The sequence below is a fragment of the Inhella proteolytica genome (genome assembly GCF_016093275.1).
GTDB classification, from domain to species: domain Bacteria; phylum Pseudomonadota; class Gammaproteobacteria; order Burkholderiales; family Burkholderiaceae_C; genus Inhella; species Inhella proteolytica.
The window spans coordinates 136,650-151,269 of record NZ_JAEDAK010000005.1; the positions used below are offsets into that span (position 1 = coordinate 136,650).

General features: G+C 69.0%; 10 protein-coding genes. 7 read left to right on the plus strand and 3 right to left on the minus strand.

What is annotated here, in order from left to right; genetic code table 11:
• Positions 1 to 626: 626 nt before the first annotated feature.
• The 7 genes from I7X39_RS09090 to I7X39_RS09120 all read left to right on the plus strand — a co-directional run bounded on the left by I7X39_RS09090 (position 627) and on the right by I7X39_RS09120 (position 10,153).
• Positions 627 to 1,049 (plus strand): hypothetical protein, encoded by a 423-nt coding sequence (locus tag I7X39_RS09090; RefSeq protein WP_198110836.1) that lies wholly within the window; start codon positions 627 to 629, stop codon positions 1,047 to 1,049.
• A gap of 74 nt (positions 1,050 to 1,123) precedes the next feature.
• Positions 1,124 to 1,618: a hypothetical protein gene (locus I7X39_RS09095; protein WP_198110837.1), complete on the plus strand. Its 495-nt coding sequence runs from the start codon at positions 1,124 to 1,126 to the stop codon at positions 1,616 to 1,618.
• A gap of 259 nt (positions 1,619 to 1,877) precedes the next feature.
• Complete coding sequence (locus I7X39_RS09100) at positions 1,878 to 4,055, plus strand: copper-transporting P-type ATPase (RefSeq protein ID WP_232351858.1); 2,178 nt, start codon at positions 1,878 to 1,880, stop codon at positions 4,053 to 4,055.
• A gap of 44 nt (positions 4,056 to 4,099) precedes the next feature.
• On the plus strand, positions 4,100 to 4,450 hold the full coding sequence (locus I7X39_RS09105; RefSeq protein WP_198110839.1) for a hypothetical protein: 351 nt from the start codon (positions 4,100 to 4,102) through the stop codon (positions 4,448 to 4,450).
• 80 nt (positions 4,451 to 4,530) lie between these two features.
• Positions 4,531 to 5,784 carry a TolC family protein gene (locus I7X39_RS09110; RefSeq protein WP_198110840.1) on the plus strand — a complete coding sequence of 418 codons (1,254 nt, stop codon included), beginning with the start codon at positions 4,531 to 4,533 and terminating at the stop codon, positions 5,782 to 5,784.
• On the plus strand, positions 5,781 to 7,031 hold the full coding sequence (locus I7X39_RS09115; RefSeq protein ID WP_198110841.1) for an efflux RND transporter periplasmic adaptor subunit: 1,251 nt from the start codon (positions 5,781 to 5,783) through the stop codon (positions 7,029 to 7,031). Before I7X39_RS09110 ends, I7X39_RS09115 begins: the two co-directional genes overlap by 4 nt.
• On the plus strand, positions 7,028 to 10,153 hold the full coding sequence (locus I7X39_RS09120) for an efflux RND transporter permease subunit (RefSeq protein WP_198110842.1): 3,126 nt from the start codon (positions 7,028 to 7,030) through the stop codon (positions 10,151 to 10,153). Before I7X39_RS09115 ends, I7X39_RS09120 begins: the two co-directional genes overlap by 4 nt.
• 100 nt (positions 10,154 to 10,253) lie before the next feature.
• Here I7X39_RS09120 and I7X39_RS09125 read toward each other — a convergent pair whose 3' ends face one another.
• The 3 genes from I7X39_RS09125 to pdxR form a co-directional block, all read right to left on the minus strand.
• Positions 10,254 to 10,946 (minus strand): PIN domain-containing protein, encoded by a 693-nt coding sequence (locus I7X39_RS09125; protein WP_198110843.1) that lies wholly within the window; start codon positions 10,944 to 10,946, stop codon positions 10,254 to 10,256.
• Entirely contained in the window at positions 10,943 to 12,892 is a 1,950-nt protein-coding gene (locus I7X39_RS09130; protein WP_198110844.1) for an ATP-binding protein, read from the minus strand. Before I7X39_RS09130 ends, I7X39_RS09125 begins: the two co-directional genes overlap by 4 nt.
• Positions 12,893 to 12,988: 96 nt before the next feature.
• The gene (gene pdxR, locus I7X39_RS09135; RefSeq protein ID WP_198110845.1) at positions 12,989 to 14,482 is read right to left on the minus strand and encodes a MocR-like pyridoxine biosynthesis transcription factor PdxR; all 1,494 of its coding nucleotides are present in this window, start codon (positions 14,480 to 14,482) and stop codon (positions 12,989 to 12,991) included.
• Between the last annotated feature and the right edge of the window lie 138 nt (positions 14,483 to 14,620).

Genomic DNA, 14,620 nt, shown 5'->3' on the forward strand with positions numbered 1-14,620 from the left:
CGGACCTGGATCCGACAGGCACGAGTTCGCGCATGCTTGGCCTTACGGCGAGGGGAAGGTCAAGGTTGGGTGCCCGGCGGTTCAGGCATTCGGCTGCAGCTGCGCTGCACTCGGGCTGGCCGGTGATGCACCGTGTGCGCTCCGGGCCGGGGGTTCAGCGGCGTTCAAGCGGCGAGCGTGCTGCGCCCCCGCATGGGCGCGGTGGTGACGGTGGCGACGTGCTGGCCCTGAAAGAACGCGTCATCCCATTCGTTCTGCGAGACGCTGCGGAACCCGTCGCTGCCCGCCAGCCACGCTGGCCGCGCCTTGGGCCACGGCCTCCGCCATGGTTTCCCCATGGCCCCAGCTTGAGGAATTCAGCACCAGGACCTTGGTCATTGATGGGCTCCGCTTCTGAATGAAATTCAGTTTAGGAAGCGATGCCCCTGTCATCGAGGGCCGAACGGGAAATGCATCGTTCTCCCGCCGGCGGTTTGTGCGGCACCAGGAGGCGGGGCTGGGTCCAGTCCTCACGCCAGCTCCGGCCCCACCTGCCGCCGCCGCCCGGCCCCTTGCGGCCGGGGCTTGACTTGGCGCAAGCTCTCGGGTGCCGATGCGCCAAGCATCAGCGGAGCACCGCACCCACCATGCCCACCTCCTTCCGCCTTCGCCCTCGCACCCAGGCCCTGGTGGCCCGGTGGTTGGTCGGTATTTGGCTGTTCGCTATTGCCCAAAGCCTGGCGCATGCCTGCCTGCTGCAGGCGCGGGGCGCGGAGTTGGGTAGCGAGCCGGTGCGGCACGTGCACGCCCACGAGCATCCCCATGAGCACTCAGGCGCGCCGCAGCCCTCCGATGCCGGCGAGGTGCTGTGCCTGAAGACCTGCGATGACACCCAGGCCGGTGCCTGGAGCGCCGGCCTGAGCTGGCTGCCAGATCTCGGTGCCGCGCTGCCAGCCTCCTTCCGCCCATGGCAGCTCCCGCTGCCGGGCCCCGGACTGCAGCTGTTGGACGCTGTGGCACCGCCGGGCGATCCGCCCCTGTCGATCCGCTTCCTCAAGCTGAACCGGTAGGGCGCGGCACTTTGCAGCGTCCTGCGTCCGCGCACCCGCGCGCTCGCACCCCCCAGTTCACCGAGGAATTCACCATGCTCCGCACCCCTGCCATCGCGCTGGCCACCCTGGCCCTGGCGCTGTCCGCCGCCGCCCAAACCAAGCCCGAGGATCACGCCGCCCATCACCCCGCATCCGCCCCGTCCGCCGCCGCCCCCGCGCCCAAGGCATCGGCATCCGCCATGGGCGATCGCATGGCCAAGATGGACGAGCACATGAAGGCCATGCGCGCCCAGCACGACAAGATGATGGCCGCGCGCAGCCCCGAGGAACGTCAGGCCCTGATGGCCGAGCAGATGCGCCTGATGCGCGAGGGCATGGCCATGATGGAGGGCATGTCCGGCATGTCCGGCATGGGCGGCATGGGGGGTGGTATGGGCGCCGGCATGGGCCCCAAGATGGGCACCGCCAAGCCTGGCGACATGGCCAATCGCCAGGCCATGATGGAAAAGCGCATGGACATGATGCAGTCCATGATGAAGATGATGATGGAGCGCATGGACGCTGCGGCCACTCAGCCTGGCAAGTGAGGCGGCCATGAACACCCCCTCATCACCCCAGCCCCGCGACACGCCTCCCTGCTGGCGATCGCGCGCCGCCATCGGTCTGCTGGTGATGGGGGCCCTCGCCTGGACCCTCTGGGCCGCGCTTCTGGCCGCGTTAGCACCAGGCTTGACCTTGCCATCGGGTCAAGCCTGAGGCTCCACACAACCAGACTCTGATCGGACGGCCATGGACACGCGAAACCAGCCCGACCCGCATGCGCACCCTGCGCATCACGAGCACTCCATGGAGCATGACCACGCGCACGGCCACGCGCACCATCACGCCGCGCCTGCACTGCCGGTCCCTGCCGCACCCGGCACCGTCTACACCTGCCCCATGCACCCCGAGGTGCGCCAGGACCACCCGGGCAACTGCCCCAAATGCGGCATGACCCTGGAGCCCCTGCTGCCCAGCCTGGAAGAGGACGAGAACCCCGAGCTGAAGGACTTCAGCCGGCGCTTCTGGTGGAGCCTGCCCTTCACCGTCCTCGTCACCCTGCTGGCCATGGCCGGGCACCGCCTGAACTGGTTCAGCATGCCCACGCAGAGCTGGGTCGAGCTGCTCCTGACCCTGCCCATCGTGCTCTGGGCCGGCGCGCCCTTCTTCAGCCGTGGCTGGGACTCCGTGCGCCAGCGCAGCCCGAATATGTGGACGCTGATCGGCCTGGGCACCGGCGCCGCCTTTGTCTACAGCCTGGCCGCCACCGTGGTGCCGGCCTGGTTCCCGGCCGGCTTCCAGGCCATGGGCCGGGTGGCGGTGTACTTCGAGGCGGCGGCCGTCATCATTTCGCTCACCCTGCTGGGCCAGCTGCTGGAGCTGAAGGCGCGCTCGCAGACCTCGGCCGCCATCAAGTCCCTGCTCGGCCTGGCGCCGAAGACGGCGCGCCGCATCGAGCCCGACGGCAGCGAGGCCGATGTGCCGCTCAGCCATGTGCATGTGGGCGACCGCCTGCGCGTGCGCCCGGGCGAGAAGGTGCCGGTCGATGGCCTGGTGCTCGAAGGCCGCAGCGCGGTCGATGAATCCATGCTCACCGGCGAACCGCTGCCGGTCAGCAAGCAGCCGGGTGACAAGCTGATCGGCGCCACGCTGAACACCAACGGCGCGCTGGTCATGCAATCGGAAAAGGTCGGCTCGCAGACCCTGCTGGCGCAGATCGTGCAGATGGTGGCGCAGGCGCAGCGCTCGAAGGCGCCGATGCAGCGCCTGGCCGACCGCGTGGCCGGCGTGTTCGTGCTCGCCGTGGTGGGCATCGCGCTGCTCACCCTGCTGGCCTGGGGCCTGCTCGGGCCCGAGCCGCGCTGGGTCTATGGGCTCATCAACGCCGTGGCCGTGCTCATCATTGCCTGCCCCTGTGCGCTGGGGCTGGCCACGCCCATGTCCATCATGGTGGCCACCGGCCGCGGCGCCACCCAGGGCGTGCTGTTTCGCGACGCCGCCGCCATCGAACGCCTGCGCGAGGTCGACACCCTGATCGTCGACAAGACCGGCACCCTGACCGAGGGCAAGCCGAGCTTCGAGCGCGCGCTGGGCGTCGACGGCGTGGCGGCGGACGAGGTGCTGCGCCTGGCCGCCAGCCTGGATCAGGGCAGCGAGCACCCGTTGGCCGCCGCCATCGTGGTCGCGGCGCGCGCCCAGGGTCTGCCACTGGCCGCGGCCGAGGACTTCGAATCCAGCTCCGGCATCGGCGTGCACGGCCGCGTGGAGGGCCGCGCGCTGGCCCTGGGCAATACCGCGCTGATGGAACAGCAGGGCGTGGACGTGACGCCGCTGCGGCCCCAGGCTGAGGCCCTGCGTGCCGGCGGCGCCAGCGTCATGCACCTGGCAGCGGATGGGAATTTGCTCGGCCTGCTGGCCGTTTCCGATCCCGTCAAACCCAGCACCCCCGAGGCCCTGGCCGCACTGCAGGCCGCCGGTCTGCGCGTGGTGATGGCCACTGGCGACGGCTGGACCACCGCGCGCGCCGTGGCCGAGCGGCTCGGCATCACCGAGCTGCACGGCGAGGTCAAGCCGGCCGACAAGCTGGCCCTGGTGCAGCGCCTGCAGGCCGAAGGGCATGTGGTGGCGATGGCGGGCGACGGCATCAACGACGCCCCCGCGCTGGCGCAGGCCGATGTCGGCATCGCCATGGGCACCGGCACCGACGTGGCGATGAACAGCGCCGGCCTCACCCTGGTCAAGGGCGATCTGCGCGGCATCGCCATGGCGCGCCAGCTGTCGCAGGCCACCATCGCCAACATGCGCCAGAACCTCGGCTTCGCCTTCGTCTACAACGCCCTGGGCGTGCCCCTGGCGGCCGGCCTGCTCTACCCCTTCAGCGGCTGGCTGCTCTCGCCCATGGTCGCGGCCCTGGCCATGAGCCTGAGCTCGGTCTCGGTGATCGCCAACGCGCTGCGCCTGCGCAGCACCCGCCTGCTTTCTTGATGCACGGCAATCCCTGCCAGGGCCCCGAGCGGTAAAAACGCGCCGTGAAACTCCTGCGCCTTCTCGTGCTCCTGCTCGTCAGCCTGGCGGTGCCGGCGTACGGCTGGGCCGGGCTGCGCCCCACGGCGCCCTGCCCGATGGAGATGGCCCCGCAGGCGGCCATGCAGGCCGATGCGCATGAGGCGCATTGCCCACCCGACATGGACTGCTGCGGCGACCCGCTGGCCGCTCATTGCCAGCCCGGGCAGGACTGCCACCCCGCCAGCGTGCTGGCCCCGCAGAGCGACAGCGCCTGGCCGGCGCCCGCGCCGCAGCGCGGCGTCGTCGCCCTGGCCTGCCAGGGCCACGCCGGCCCGCAGTCCGCTCCGCCGCTGCGCCCCCCGCGCGCCGCCTGATCCGCTGCTGATCCGGCTCCGGCCACGCTGGCCGGCCTGCGCCCGCCCCGGCGGCGCGGCGCGACTCCCTCGGGGTCTCCATGAAATCCATTGCCATCCTGGCCGCGGCGCTGTGCTGCGCTGCACAGGCCGCCGCGCCGCTGAGCTTCCAGCAGGCGCTCGACCTTGCCGAGCGCGAGGCACCCACGCTGGCCCTCACCACCGCCCGCATCGAAGCCAGCCGCCAGGCCGCGCGCAGCGCCGGCGAACTGCCCGACCCCAAACTCAGCCTCGGCATCGAGAACCTGCCCATCGCCGGCCCCGAGCGCTACAGCCTGCGGCGCGAGGGCATGACCATGCAGCGCCTGGCCTGGATGCAGGAGCTGCCGAGCGGCGCCAAGCGCGCCGCCCGCGTGGCCGTGGCCGAGGCCCGGATCGAGCGCGCCGAAGCCGAACAGGCCCTGGCCCGCGTGCTGGCGCGGCGCGAGGCCGGCCTGGCCTGGATCCAGCGCCGCACGCTTGAAAACCAGCTCGCCCAGCTGCAGGCGCTGGAGCAGGAGAACCAGCTTTTCCAAAGCGCCGTGCAAGCCCAGTTGCAGGGCGGCAAGGGCATGGCGGCCGACGCCCTGATGCCGCGCCAGGAGGCCGCCATGCTGGCTGAGCGGCGCGACGAGCTGGAGGCCCGCCGCGCCCAGGCCGTGGCGCAGCTGCGCCGCTGGGTGGGGCCTGCCGCGGCCGAAGCGCTGGCGGGCGATCTGCCCGCCTGGCAGCCGCAGCCCGAAGCCCTGCACCAGCGCCTGCACCAGCACCCCGAGTTCCGCACCGTGGACGCGATGGCGAAAACGCTGGACGCTGAAGTGCGCGAGGCCAGCGCCATGAAGCAGCCCGACTGGGGCGTCGAGCTGGCCTACCAGCGCCGCGGCCCGGGCTTTGGCGACATGGTCTCGGTGATGTTCAGCGTGGACCTGCCGCTCTTTCCCAAGAGCCGCCAGGAGCCGCAGATTGCCGCCAAGCTGGCCGAGCGCCGCGCGGTGGACGCCGAGCGCGAAGCCATGCGCCGCGAGCACGAACAGATGCTGGCCGCCGACCTGGCCGAGTGGCAGCGCCTGCAGCGCGCCGTGGCGCGCGCCCGCGGCGAGCTGCTGAGCCTGGCGGAGCAGCGCATCGCCCTGACGCTGGCCGCTTACCGCAGCGGCCGCGCCAGCCTGACCGAGGTGGTGGCCGCCCGCCGCGAACGCGCCGAGCTGCTGCTCAAGGCGATCGCGATGGAGGGCGAGCGCGACGCCATGGCCGCGCGCCTGCAGCTGACCACCGCCCCGGAACCCACCGACGTCCAACCAGGAGCCCAACCATGAGCCCAACCATGAGCAAGCTGCCCTACGCCTTGGCCGCCGCCGCCGCGCTGCTGGGCGCCGGCGCCGCCGCCGGCTACCTGTGGGCCCAACGCAGTGCCGCGCCCCACGCCGCCGCCACGGCCGGCACCGCCCCGACCCCCGCCGCCCCCGAACGCAAGGTGCTGTACTGGTACGACCCGATGTCCCCCGCCACCCGCTTCGACAAGCCCGGCAAGTCGCCCTTCATGGACATGCAGCTGGTGCCCATGTACGCCGACGCCGACGAGGCCGCCGGCACGGTGCGCATCGATCCCGGCATCACGCAGAACCTGGGCCTGCGCCTGGCCACCGTCACCCGCACGCATGGGGCGCAGGAGATCCATGCCAGCGGCGTGCTCGGATTCAACGAACGCGAGCTGGCCGTGGTGCAGGCGCGCAGCGGCGGCTTCGTCGAGCGCGTGCCTGCGCTCGCCCCCGGCGATGTGCTGCCGGCCGGCGCCCTGCTGGCCGAGCTGCTGCTGCCCGAATGGGCCGCCGTGCAGCAGGAAGCGCTGGCGCTGCAGCGCCTGGGCCAAGCCGAGCTGCTGGCCGCAGCCCAGGAACGCATGCGCCTGGCCGGCATGCCCGAGGAGCTGATCCGCAGCGTGCTGGCCAGCGGCCAGGTGCAAAGCCGCGTCGCCATCCGCACGCCGCGCGCCGGCGTCATCCAGGAACTGGAGGTGCGTGCCGGCATGAACCTGATGGCGGGCGCCACGCTGGCGCGCATCCAGGGCCTGGGCACCGTCTGGCTGGAGGCGGGCGTGCCCGAGGCGCAATCCGCCGCGGTGCGCGTCGGCCAGGCCGCGCGCATCCAGCTGGCCAGCCGCCCGGGCGAGACCCTCGACGGCAAGGTGGCCGCGCTGCTGCCCGCGCTGAACGACGCCGCCCGCACCCTGCGCGTGCGCATCGAACTGCCCAACCCCGGCGGCGCGCTGCGCCCGGGCCTGTCGGCCCAGGTGCGCCTGCTCGGCGCCACGCAGGCAGCGGCGCTGGCCGTGCCCACCGAGGCCGTCATCCGCACCGGCCAGCGCGCGCTGGTGATGCTGGCCGAGGGCCAGGGCCGCTACCGCCCGGTGGAGGTGCTGCTGGGCGGCGAGCTGGGCTCGCTGACGCTCATCCAATCCGGCCTGGCCGAAGGCCAGCAGGTGGTGGCCAGCGGCCAGTTCCTGATCGACTCCGAGGCCAGCCTCAAGGGCATCCGGCCGCAGCCCACCGGGAGCCAGCCATGATCGCCGCGCTGATCCGCTGGTCCGTGGCCAACCGCTTCCTGGTGCTGCTGGCCACGCTGGGCCTCGCGGCCTGGGGCCTGTTCGCGGTGCGCCACACCGCCGTCGATGCCCTGCCCGATCTCTCCGACGTGCAGGTCATCATCCGCACCAGCTACCCCGGCCAGGCGCCGCAGATCGTCGAGAACCAGGTCACGTACCCGCTCTCCACCACCATGCTCTCGGTGCCCGGCGCCAAGGCGGTGCGCGGCTTCTCCTTCTTCGGCGACAGCTTCGTCTACGTGCTGTTCGAAGACGGCACCGATCTGTACTGGGCCCGTTCGCGCGTGCTCGAGTACCTGAACCAGGTGCAGGGCCGGCTGCCGGCCACGGCGCGCCCGGCCCTCGGGCCCGATGCCACCGGCGTCGGCTGGATCTACCAGTACAGCCTGGTGGACCGCAGCGGCCGCCACGACCTGGCGCAGCTGCGCTCGCTGCAGGACTGGTTCCTGAAGTACGAGCTCAAGGCCCTGCCGAACGTGGCCGAGGTGGCCACCGTGGGCGGCATGGTGCGCCAGGTGCAGGTGCTGCTGGATCCGCTGCGCCTGGCCAGCCAGGGCCTGACGCACGAGCAGGTGCTGATGGCCCTGCGCGCCGCCAACCAGGAGACCGGCGGCGCCGTGCTGGAACTGGCCGAGACCGAATTCATGGTGCGCGCCAGCGGTTACCTGCAGAGCCTGGACGACTTCCGCGCCATCCCGCTCAAGCGCGCCGGCCGCACCCCGGTGCGCCTGGGCGATGTGGCCACGGTGCAGATCGGCCCCGAGATGCGCCGCGGCATTGCCGAGCTGGACGGCCAGGGCGAGGTGGTGGGCGGCGTGGTGATCCTGCGCTCGGGCAAGAACGCGCGCGAGACCATCGCCGCCGTCAAGGCCCGGCTGAAGGAGCTGAAGACCAGCCTGCCGCAGGGCGTGGAGCTGGTGACCAGCTACGACCGCAGCCAGCTGATCGACCGCGCCATCCTCAACTTGCGCAACAAGCTGCTGGAGGAGTTCCTCGTCGTCGCCGCGGTCTGCGCGCTCTTCCTCTGGCATCTGCGCTCGTCCCTGGTGGCCATCGTCTCGCTGCCGCTCGGCATCCTGGTCGCCTTCATCCTGATGCGCCAGCAGGGCCTGAACGCCAACATCATGTCGCTCGGCGGCATCGCCATCGCCATCGGCGCCATGGTGGACGCGGCGGTGGTCATGATCGAGAACGCGCACAAGCGCATCGAGGCCTGGCAGCACGCTCACCCGGGCCAAGCGCTCAAGGGCGAGGAACACTGGCGCGTGATGACCGAGGCCGCCGTCGAGGTCGGCCCGGCCCTGTTCTTCTCGCTGCTCATCATCACGCTCTCCTTCATCCCGGTGTTCACGCTGGAAGCGCAGGAGGGCCGGCTGTTCGGCCCGCTGGCCTTCACCAAGACCTATGCGATGGCCGCGGCCGCCGGCCTGGCCGTCACCCTGATCCCGGTGCTGATGGGCCTGTGGATCCGCGGCCGCATCCCCGACGAACAGCGCAACCCGCTGAACCGGCTGCTGATCAAGGCCTACCGCCCGCTGCTCGAAGCCGTGCTGGCCTGGCCCAAGACCACCTTGCTGGTGGCCGCGCTGATCTTCCTGACGGCGCTCTGGCCCGCCAGCCGCCTGGGCGGCGAGTTCCTGCCGCCGCTGGATGAGGGCGATCTGCTCTACATGCCCACCGCCCTGCCTGGGCTCTCGGCCCAGAAGGCCGCCGAGCTGCTGCAGCAGAGCAACCGCCTGATCAAGACCGTGCCCGAGGTGGCCACGGTGACCGGCAAGGCCGGCCGCGCCGAGAGCGCCACCGACCCCGCGCCGCTGGAGATGTTCGAAACCACCGTGCGCCTGAAACCGCGCGAGCAATGGCGGCCCGGCATGACGCCCGAGAAGCTGGTGGAGGAGCTGGACCGCGCCGTCCGGCTGCCCGGCATCGCCAACATCTGGGTGCCGCCCATCCGCAACCGCATCGACATGCTGGCCACCGGCATCAAGAGCCCCATCGGCATCAAGGTCAGCGGCGCCAGCCTGGCCGAGATCGAGCGCGTCGCCCAGCAGATCGAGAAGGCCGCGCAGGGCGTGCCCGGCGTGGCCTCGGCCCTGGCCGAACGCCTGACCGGCGGCCGGTATGTCGATGTCGACATCGACCGCGAGGCCGCCGGTCGCTACGGCCTGAACATCGCCGATGTGCAATCGGTGGTGGCCACCTTGATCGGCGGCGAGACCGTGGGCGAAACCGTGGAGGGCCGCGCCCGCTACCCCATCAGCCTGCGCTACCCGCGCGAATGGCGCGACACCGTGCCGGCCCTGCAGGCCCTGCCCATCCTCACGCCCCTGGGCGAGCAGATCACCCTGGGCGCGGTGGCCACCGTGCGCGTCAGCGACGGCCCGCCCATGCTCAAGAGCGAGAACGCGCGCCCCTCGGGCTGGGTCTTCGTGGACGTGCGCGGCCGCGACCTCGCCTCCACCGTCGCCGACCTGCGCCAGGCCGTGGCCCGGCAGGTGCAGCCCGCGCCCGGCATCGCCTTCGCCTTCTCCGGCCAGTTCGAGTTCCTGGAGCGCGCCAGCGCGCGCCTGCAGATCGTCGTGCCCGCCACGCTGCTGATCATCTTTGTGCTGCTCCACCTCTGCTTCAAGAGCGCAGCGGAGGCGGCGCTGATCATGGCCACGCTGCCCTTTGCACTCACCGGCGGCATCTGGTTCCTGTACTGGCTGGGCTTCAACCAGTCCATCGCCACCGGCGTCGGCTTCATCGCCCTGGCCGGCGTGGCCGCCGAGTTCGGCGTGATCATGCTGATCTACCTGAAGCAGGCCTGGGCGGCCCGACTGGCCGCCGGGCGATGCACCGAGGCCGACCTGCTCGACGCCATCCGCGAAGGCGCCGTGCTGCGCGTCCGCCCCAAGCTCATGACCGTGGCCGTCATCCTGGCCGGCCTGCTGCCCATCCTCTGGGGCAGCGGCACGGGCAGCGAGGTGATGAGCCGGATTGCGGCGCCGATGGTGGGCGGGATGATCACGGCGCCTTTGTTGTCGTTGTTTGTGGTGCCGGTGGTGTATTTGTTGGTGGAGAGGCGGGGGGCGCGGGGGTGAGGGGCTTCAGGCTGTCAACGGACCTTCGCGGCAGGCTGAGTGGCCAGCATCTTTCGACTCGCCACCGAACTGCGTTGCTTCAAACTCGTTGTGCCCGCATCTAGCGGGCATGAGCGGAGATACACCAACCGCACATCCATTCACCGTCGTCGTAGATCCCCCCAGTCATGTCGGTTTGCTGATGGCACCACCCACAAACCGGAAGGTTAAGGCGAGCTCGCTCTGCGTCCATGAACCTTGTGAAGGGGTTGCGATGTCGCTGCTCCGACTGGCGGAACTCAGGCCGGTTCGAGGGCAACAGGCTAGGGTCCGGTGGCGAAGCAAACCGGCCGCAGTTGGAGCACCAATGGCCACCATGATGAGGAATCGTGCTGGCCTTCCTGCAATGCGGGCAAACGATTTGCCCAACGACACCTGTCGCAACGACAGGGGCTGGCGCAAGTTCATCAACGCTCTCAACTCTGCGACATTGCATACCGCTGCCGTTAAGGTGCTTCAGCAGCGGGTCAAAACCCTTGTCGCCGCTCAAGACAAAGCACTGTGTGTCAGGGGCAGTCTCGAAGGTACGTCCCAACTCGAAGGCGATATGGAAGTCCAGGGCATTCTTGCCCGCGCCAGAAATCTTCAGAAAGTCCACCCGACTAAACCTATGGGCCGTAGCCTGCTTCCTTGAAGCCTTGGGTGGGTTCTGGCTCGCCCCAACGAAGATGATTGCGCGGAAGCCCTCGTCGAGCCGCGACAGGTCAACCTTCTGCTTGTTTTCAAAGTCGACGAGTAGCAGCTTCTTGCTCATTGCGGTGCAACCCCTTCTTCAACCAGTTCAGCTTGCATCACGGGAATGGGCTCAAGGAACTTCCGCAATTCGTCTTGCTGATCCACAAGAAACGGTGCGTCCTTGACCTTAGTGTGAAGGTTCAGCAATCGCTTCTCGGCACGGATAAGAATGGTGTCGTAGAGCATCGGAACGATCTTCACTTCGTCGCCTTCGGTGCGGGGTTCGTTCTCACCCTGTTCAATTCGGTCGCCCAGCACGAAGCCATCAACGCGGGTTGTCTTCCGCAAGTAGCCTCTAGCGCGAAGCTCTTTGACGTACTTCCAGACTTGATCCTTCTCTCTGCTGCCGAGGGCAAGCCCCGTGGTCTTCAGGTCAATGATTACTAGGTGCTCAACACCGTCTTCGTCATGACTTTCCTCGTCGTAGGACGCGCGGGCATAGAACCCGACGCTGCTATCAGGAAGGGCTACGAAGTCAGGCCGTCTGAGGGAGCCCTTGCCGTCTTCATCCTTGAAGATTGTTTTGATAACGGTGGTCATGCCCTTGTTTGAGGTGAACTCAATCGAATCGAACTGGGCGCCGAACATCCATAGGCCGCGCTCAAAAAGCGGCTGCAGTTCATGCACCTCGTCAAGGCCCACCTGCTTCAGCTTGGTACGGAGTTCGCCAATAAGTTTGAGCCGATTCTGAATCTCGTCCAAGACCAGTTTGGCCATGCCGATGGTCCACTCAGCAAGGATGGCGTGAAGAGAGTCGTAGTCGTTGGCATCGCACCTGTGAAGAAGATCCAACAGCCCATACCGGGACTTCGCTTGCTCAAGCTTGGCGAGGATCGTGGACAACTGGACGATCTCGTTCTCTCCAAAGTTTGGGCACAGGTCGACAACTTCGTTGACGAAGCTTTCAACCCTGTCTTTGCTGACCGGCGAAAGGGTGTTCACCGTGTTGCCGATGCGTTCAATGACCGCGCCACGGCGTGACTCCCTCTCAGCCTTTCCGCCCTCAAAGATGATCTGGCGAATGCGATCTTGAACAACTTCGCGAGTCTTGAGCCATGCATCGTTTGGCTCCTTGAAGCCACTCCAATCGTCGAGTACGGCCCCCTGTCCATTCAGGAAGTCAGCTTGCACGATGAAGGTAAATCGCTTGGCCTCTGACGTGCGACCGTCAAGAATCCGCTCGTAGTCGCTCCGACTCCACTTGCACTGACCTACAGCGCGGTTTTGGACCCACCAAGCAATCCCGTGTTGCTTGGTCGTCTTGTCAGCCTTTTTCGTATCGATATGCAGGAGCTGGACCTTGCCGTAGCCCTCCACCTCCACTGTCTGCTGGGATAGCAGCGCGGGGATGTCCTTGAAGCCGATCTGCCTACGACCGATGTAGACCTTGAAAGCTGGGTTGGCCAAGAACCTGCTACCAATCAGCTCACGTGCCTTCTCTTCGGTGAAGAGGAGCGGTGGTATCGCTCCGGTACCTTCAATGGTCGTGCCGTGGCCGCTAACGCCCTCAGCTCTGAATGAGATTTCATCCAGGACCAGCGGATTTGTAGCGGTGCGCCGCACCTTGCAGACGAACTCTTGGCCGTCCTTTCGAGACGTGACGACGTACTCACTGGCAAAGCAGAAACTGGCGAATCGGCCCTTACCGTTCTTACCGAAGACCATTCGTGGGATGCCAACGACGTCAACCGGCGGATCCGACCTCTCGCCCTGTGCCGCGAGCCGGTTGTACGCGATGGTTCTCCAGATGTGCTGGAACTCTGCTCTTGTCATTCCCTTGCCGTTGTCTTCGATCTTGAACTGCCTTTGGTCTTTCAGGCTTGGCAAGGAGATCCGGACATCGGTGGCATAGGCGTCCCAGCAGTTGGCGACAAGCTCCACGATGGCAGTCGAGGGGTCGGTGACTATCGAGCCGGCATAACTCTCGAGGAAGCGTTCGTCGTACAAGAGCGATTGCTGTTCCATCCATGTCTCCCTTGAATGTGTTGGCAGGTGAAGCTGGGCAAGCGGCGATAGGCCGAGCCGGCTATTCCGATTAGGCATTGTTGAACGCTCTCGACGCTACAAAGCCGCCTTCTGCTTGAGCTCCCGCACCGCCTCCGCCAAGCGCCTCACCCCCACATCAATCCGCTCCAACTCCAGCAAGGCATAGCCCATCACCAGCCCCGCCGGCCGCTCCCGGCTCGCTGCCGGGCTGTGCGGATGGAAGTAAGGCCCCAGGGCGTACACGCGCACGCCGCGCGCCAGCGCGGCGGCCACCAGCGCAGCTTCTTGGCTGGCCCTCAGGCCAGGCAGCCACAGCACCAGATGCAGGCCGGCGGCGGCGCCCTGCAGTTCCGCCTGATCGCCCAGATGCCGCTGCAACGCCTCCACCAGCGCGCGCTGGCGGGCCTGCTGCAATCGGCGCAGGCGGCGCACATGGCGGCTGTAGCTGCCGTCTTCCAGCATGCGCGCCAGCGTGCGCTGCGGGCCGGTGGCGGCATGGCGGTCGCTGAGCCGTTTGGCGGCGGCGAAGGGCTGCACCAGCGCGGGCGGCAGCACCAGGTAGCCCAGGCGCAGCTGGGGCGAGAGGGTCTTGGAAAAGGTGCCCACATGGATGACCCGGCCCTGCGTGTCGAGCGACTGCAGCGTGGCCTCGGGGCGCAGGGCGTAGCGGTACTCGCTGTCGTAGTCGTCTTCGATGACCCAGGCGCGGTGCTGGGCCGCCCAGTCCAGCAGCTGCAGGCGGCGCGCGATGGGCAGGAAGGCGCCGAGCGGGAACTGGTGCGTGGGCGTCACGTAGGCCAGGCGCGCCGGGCCCAGGGCGGCGAGCTGCGCGGTGCGCAGGCCCTGCGCGTCCACGTCCACGCACAGCAGGCGGGCGCCGTAGGCCTCGAAGGCGTGGTGGGCGATGCGGTAGCCGGGGTTCTCCACCGCCACCCGGTCGCCGGGGTTGACGAGCAGGCGCGCGCACAGGTCCAGCGCCTGCTGCGAGCCGCTGACGATCATCAGCTGCTCCAGCGCGCAGCGCAGGCCGCGGGTCTGGGCCAGATGCGCCTGCAGGGCCCGGCGCAGCGCCAGATTGCCGAGCGGGTCTTCGTACGCCAGGCGCGGGCTGCGCTGGCGCTCGACGGCGCGCAGGGCCTTGAGCCAGGCCGCGGTGGGGAAGTCTTGCCCCGAGAGGGCGCCGTAGCCGAAGTCGATCTCACCCGGCCGGGGCGGCACCGGCGCGGGGAACTGCAGGCCGGCCATGTGCTCGCCGATGGCCGAGAGCGGGCCGGCCAGGGCGGCCTGGCCAGCCAACAAGGCCGTGTCGGCGCTGGACCGAACCGGCGGCACCGCCGCCCCGGCCGCCACCCGGCTGGCGGCGCCGGCGCGGCTTTCGATGAAGCCATCGGCCGCCAGCTGCTCGTACACGCCGCTCACGGTGGCGCGCGACAGGCCGCGCTCGGCCGCCAGCGCGCGCGTAGAGGGCAGGGCCGAGCCGGCGGCAAAGCTGCCGTCGGCAATGCGGGCGCGAACCTCTTCATACAGCGCCCGGCTCCGGCCGGGCCGGCGTGCGCCGGCTATTGGCATGGCGGCATGGCCTTCAACTGGTCTGGTGATTCGGTGCGGAACTGGTCATTTTCAGCGGGCCGGCTTGGCGGCACAGTCCGGGCTGCGTCGGCGCCGGCCGGCTTTCCGTGCCCAAGCACTTGCTCACCCACTTCCCGC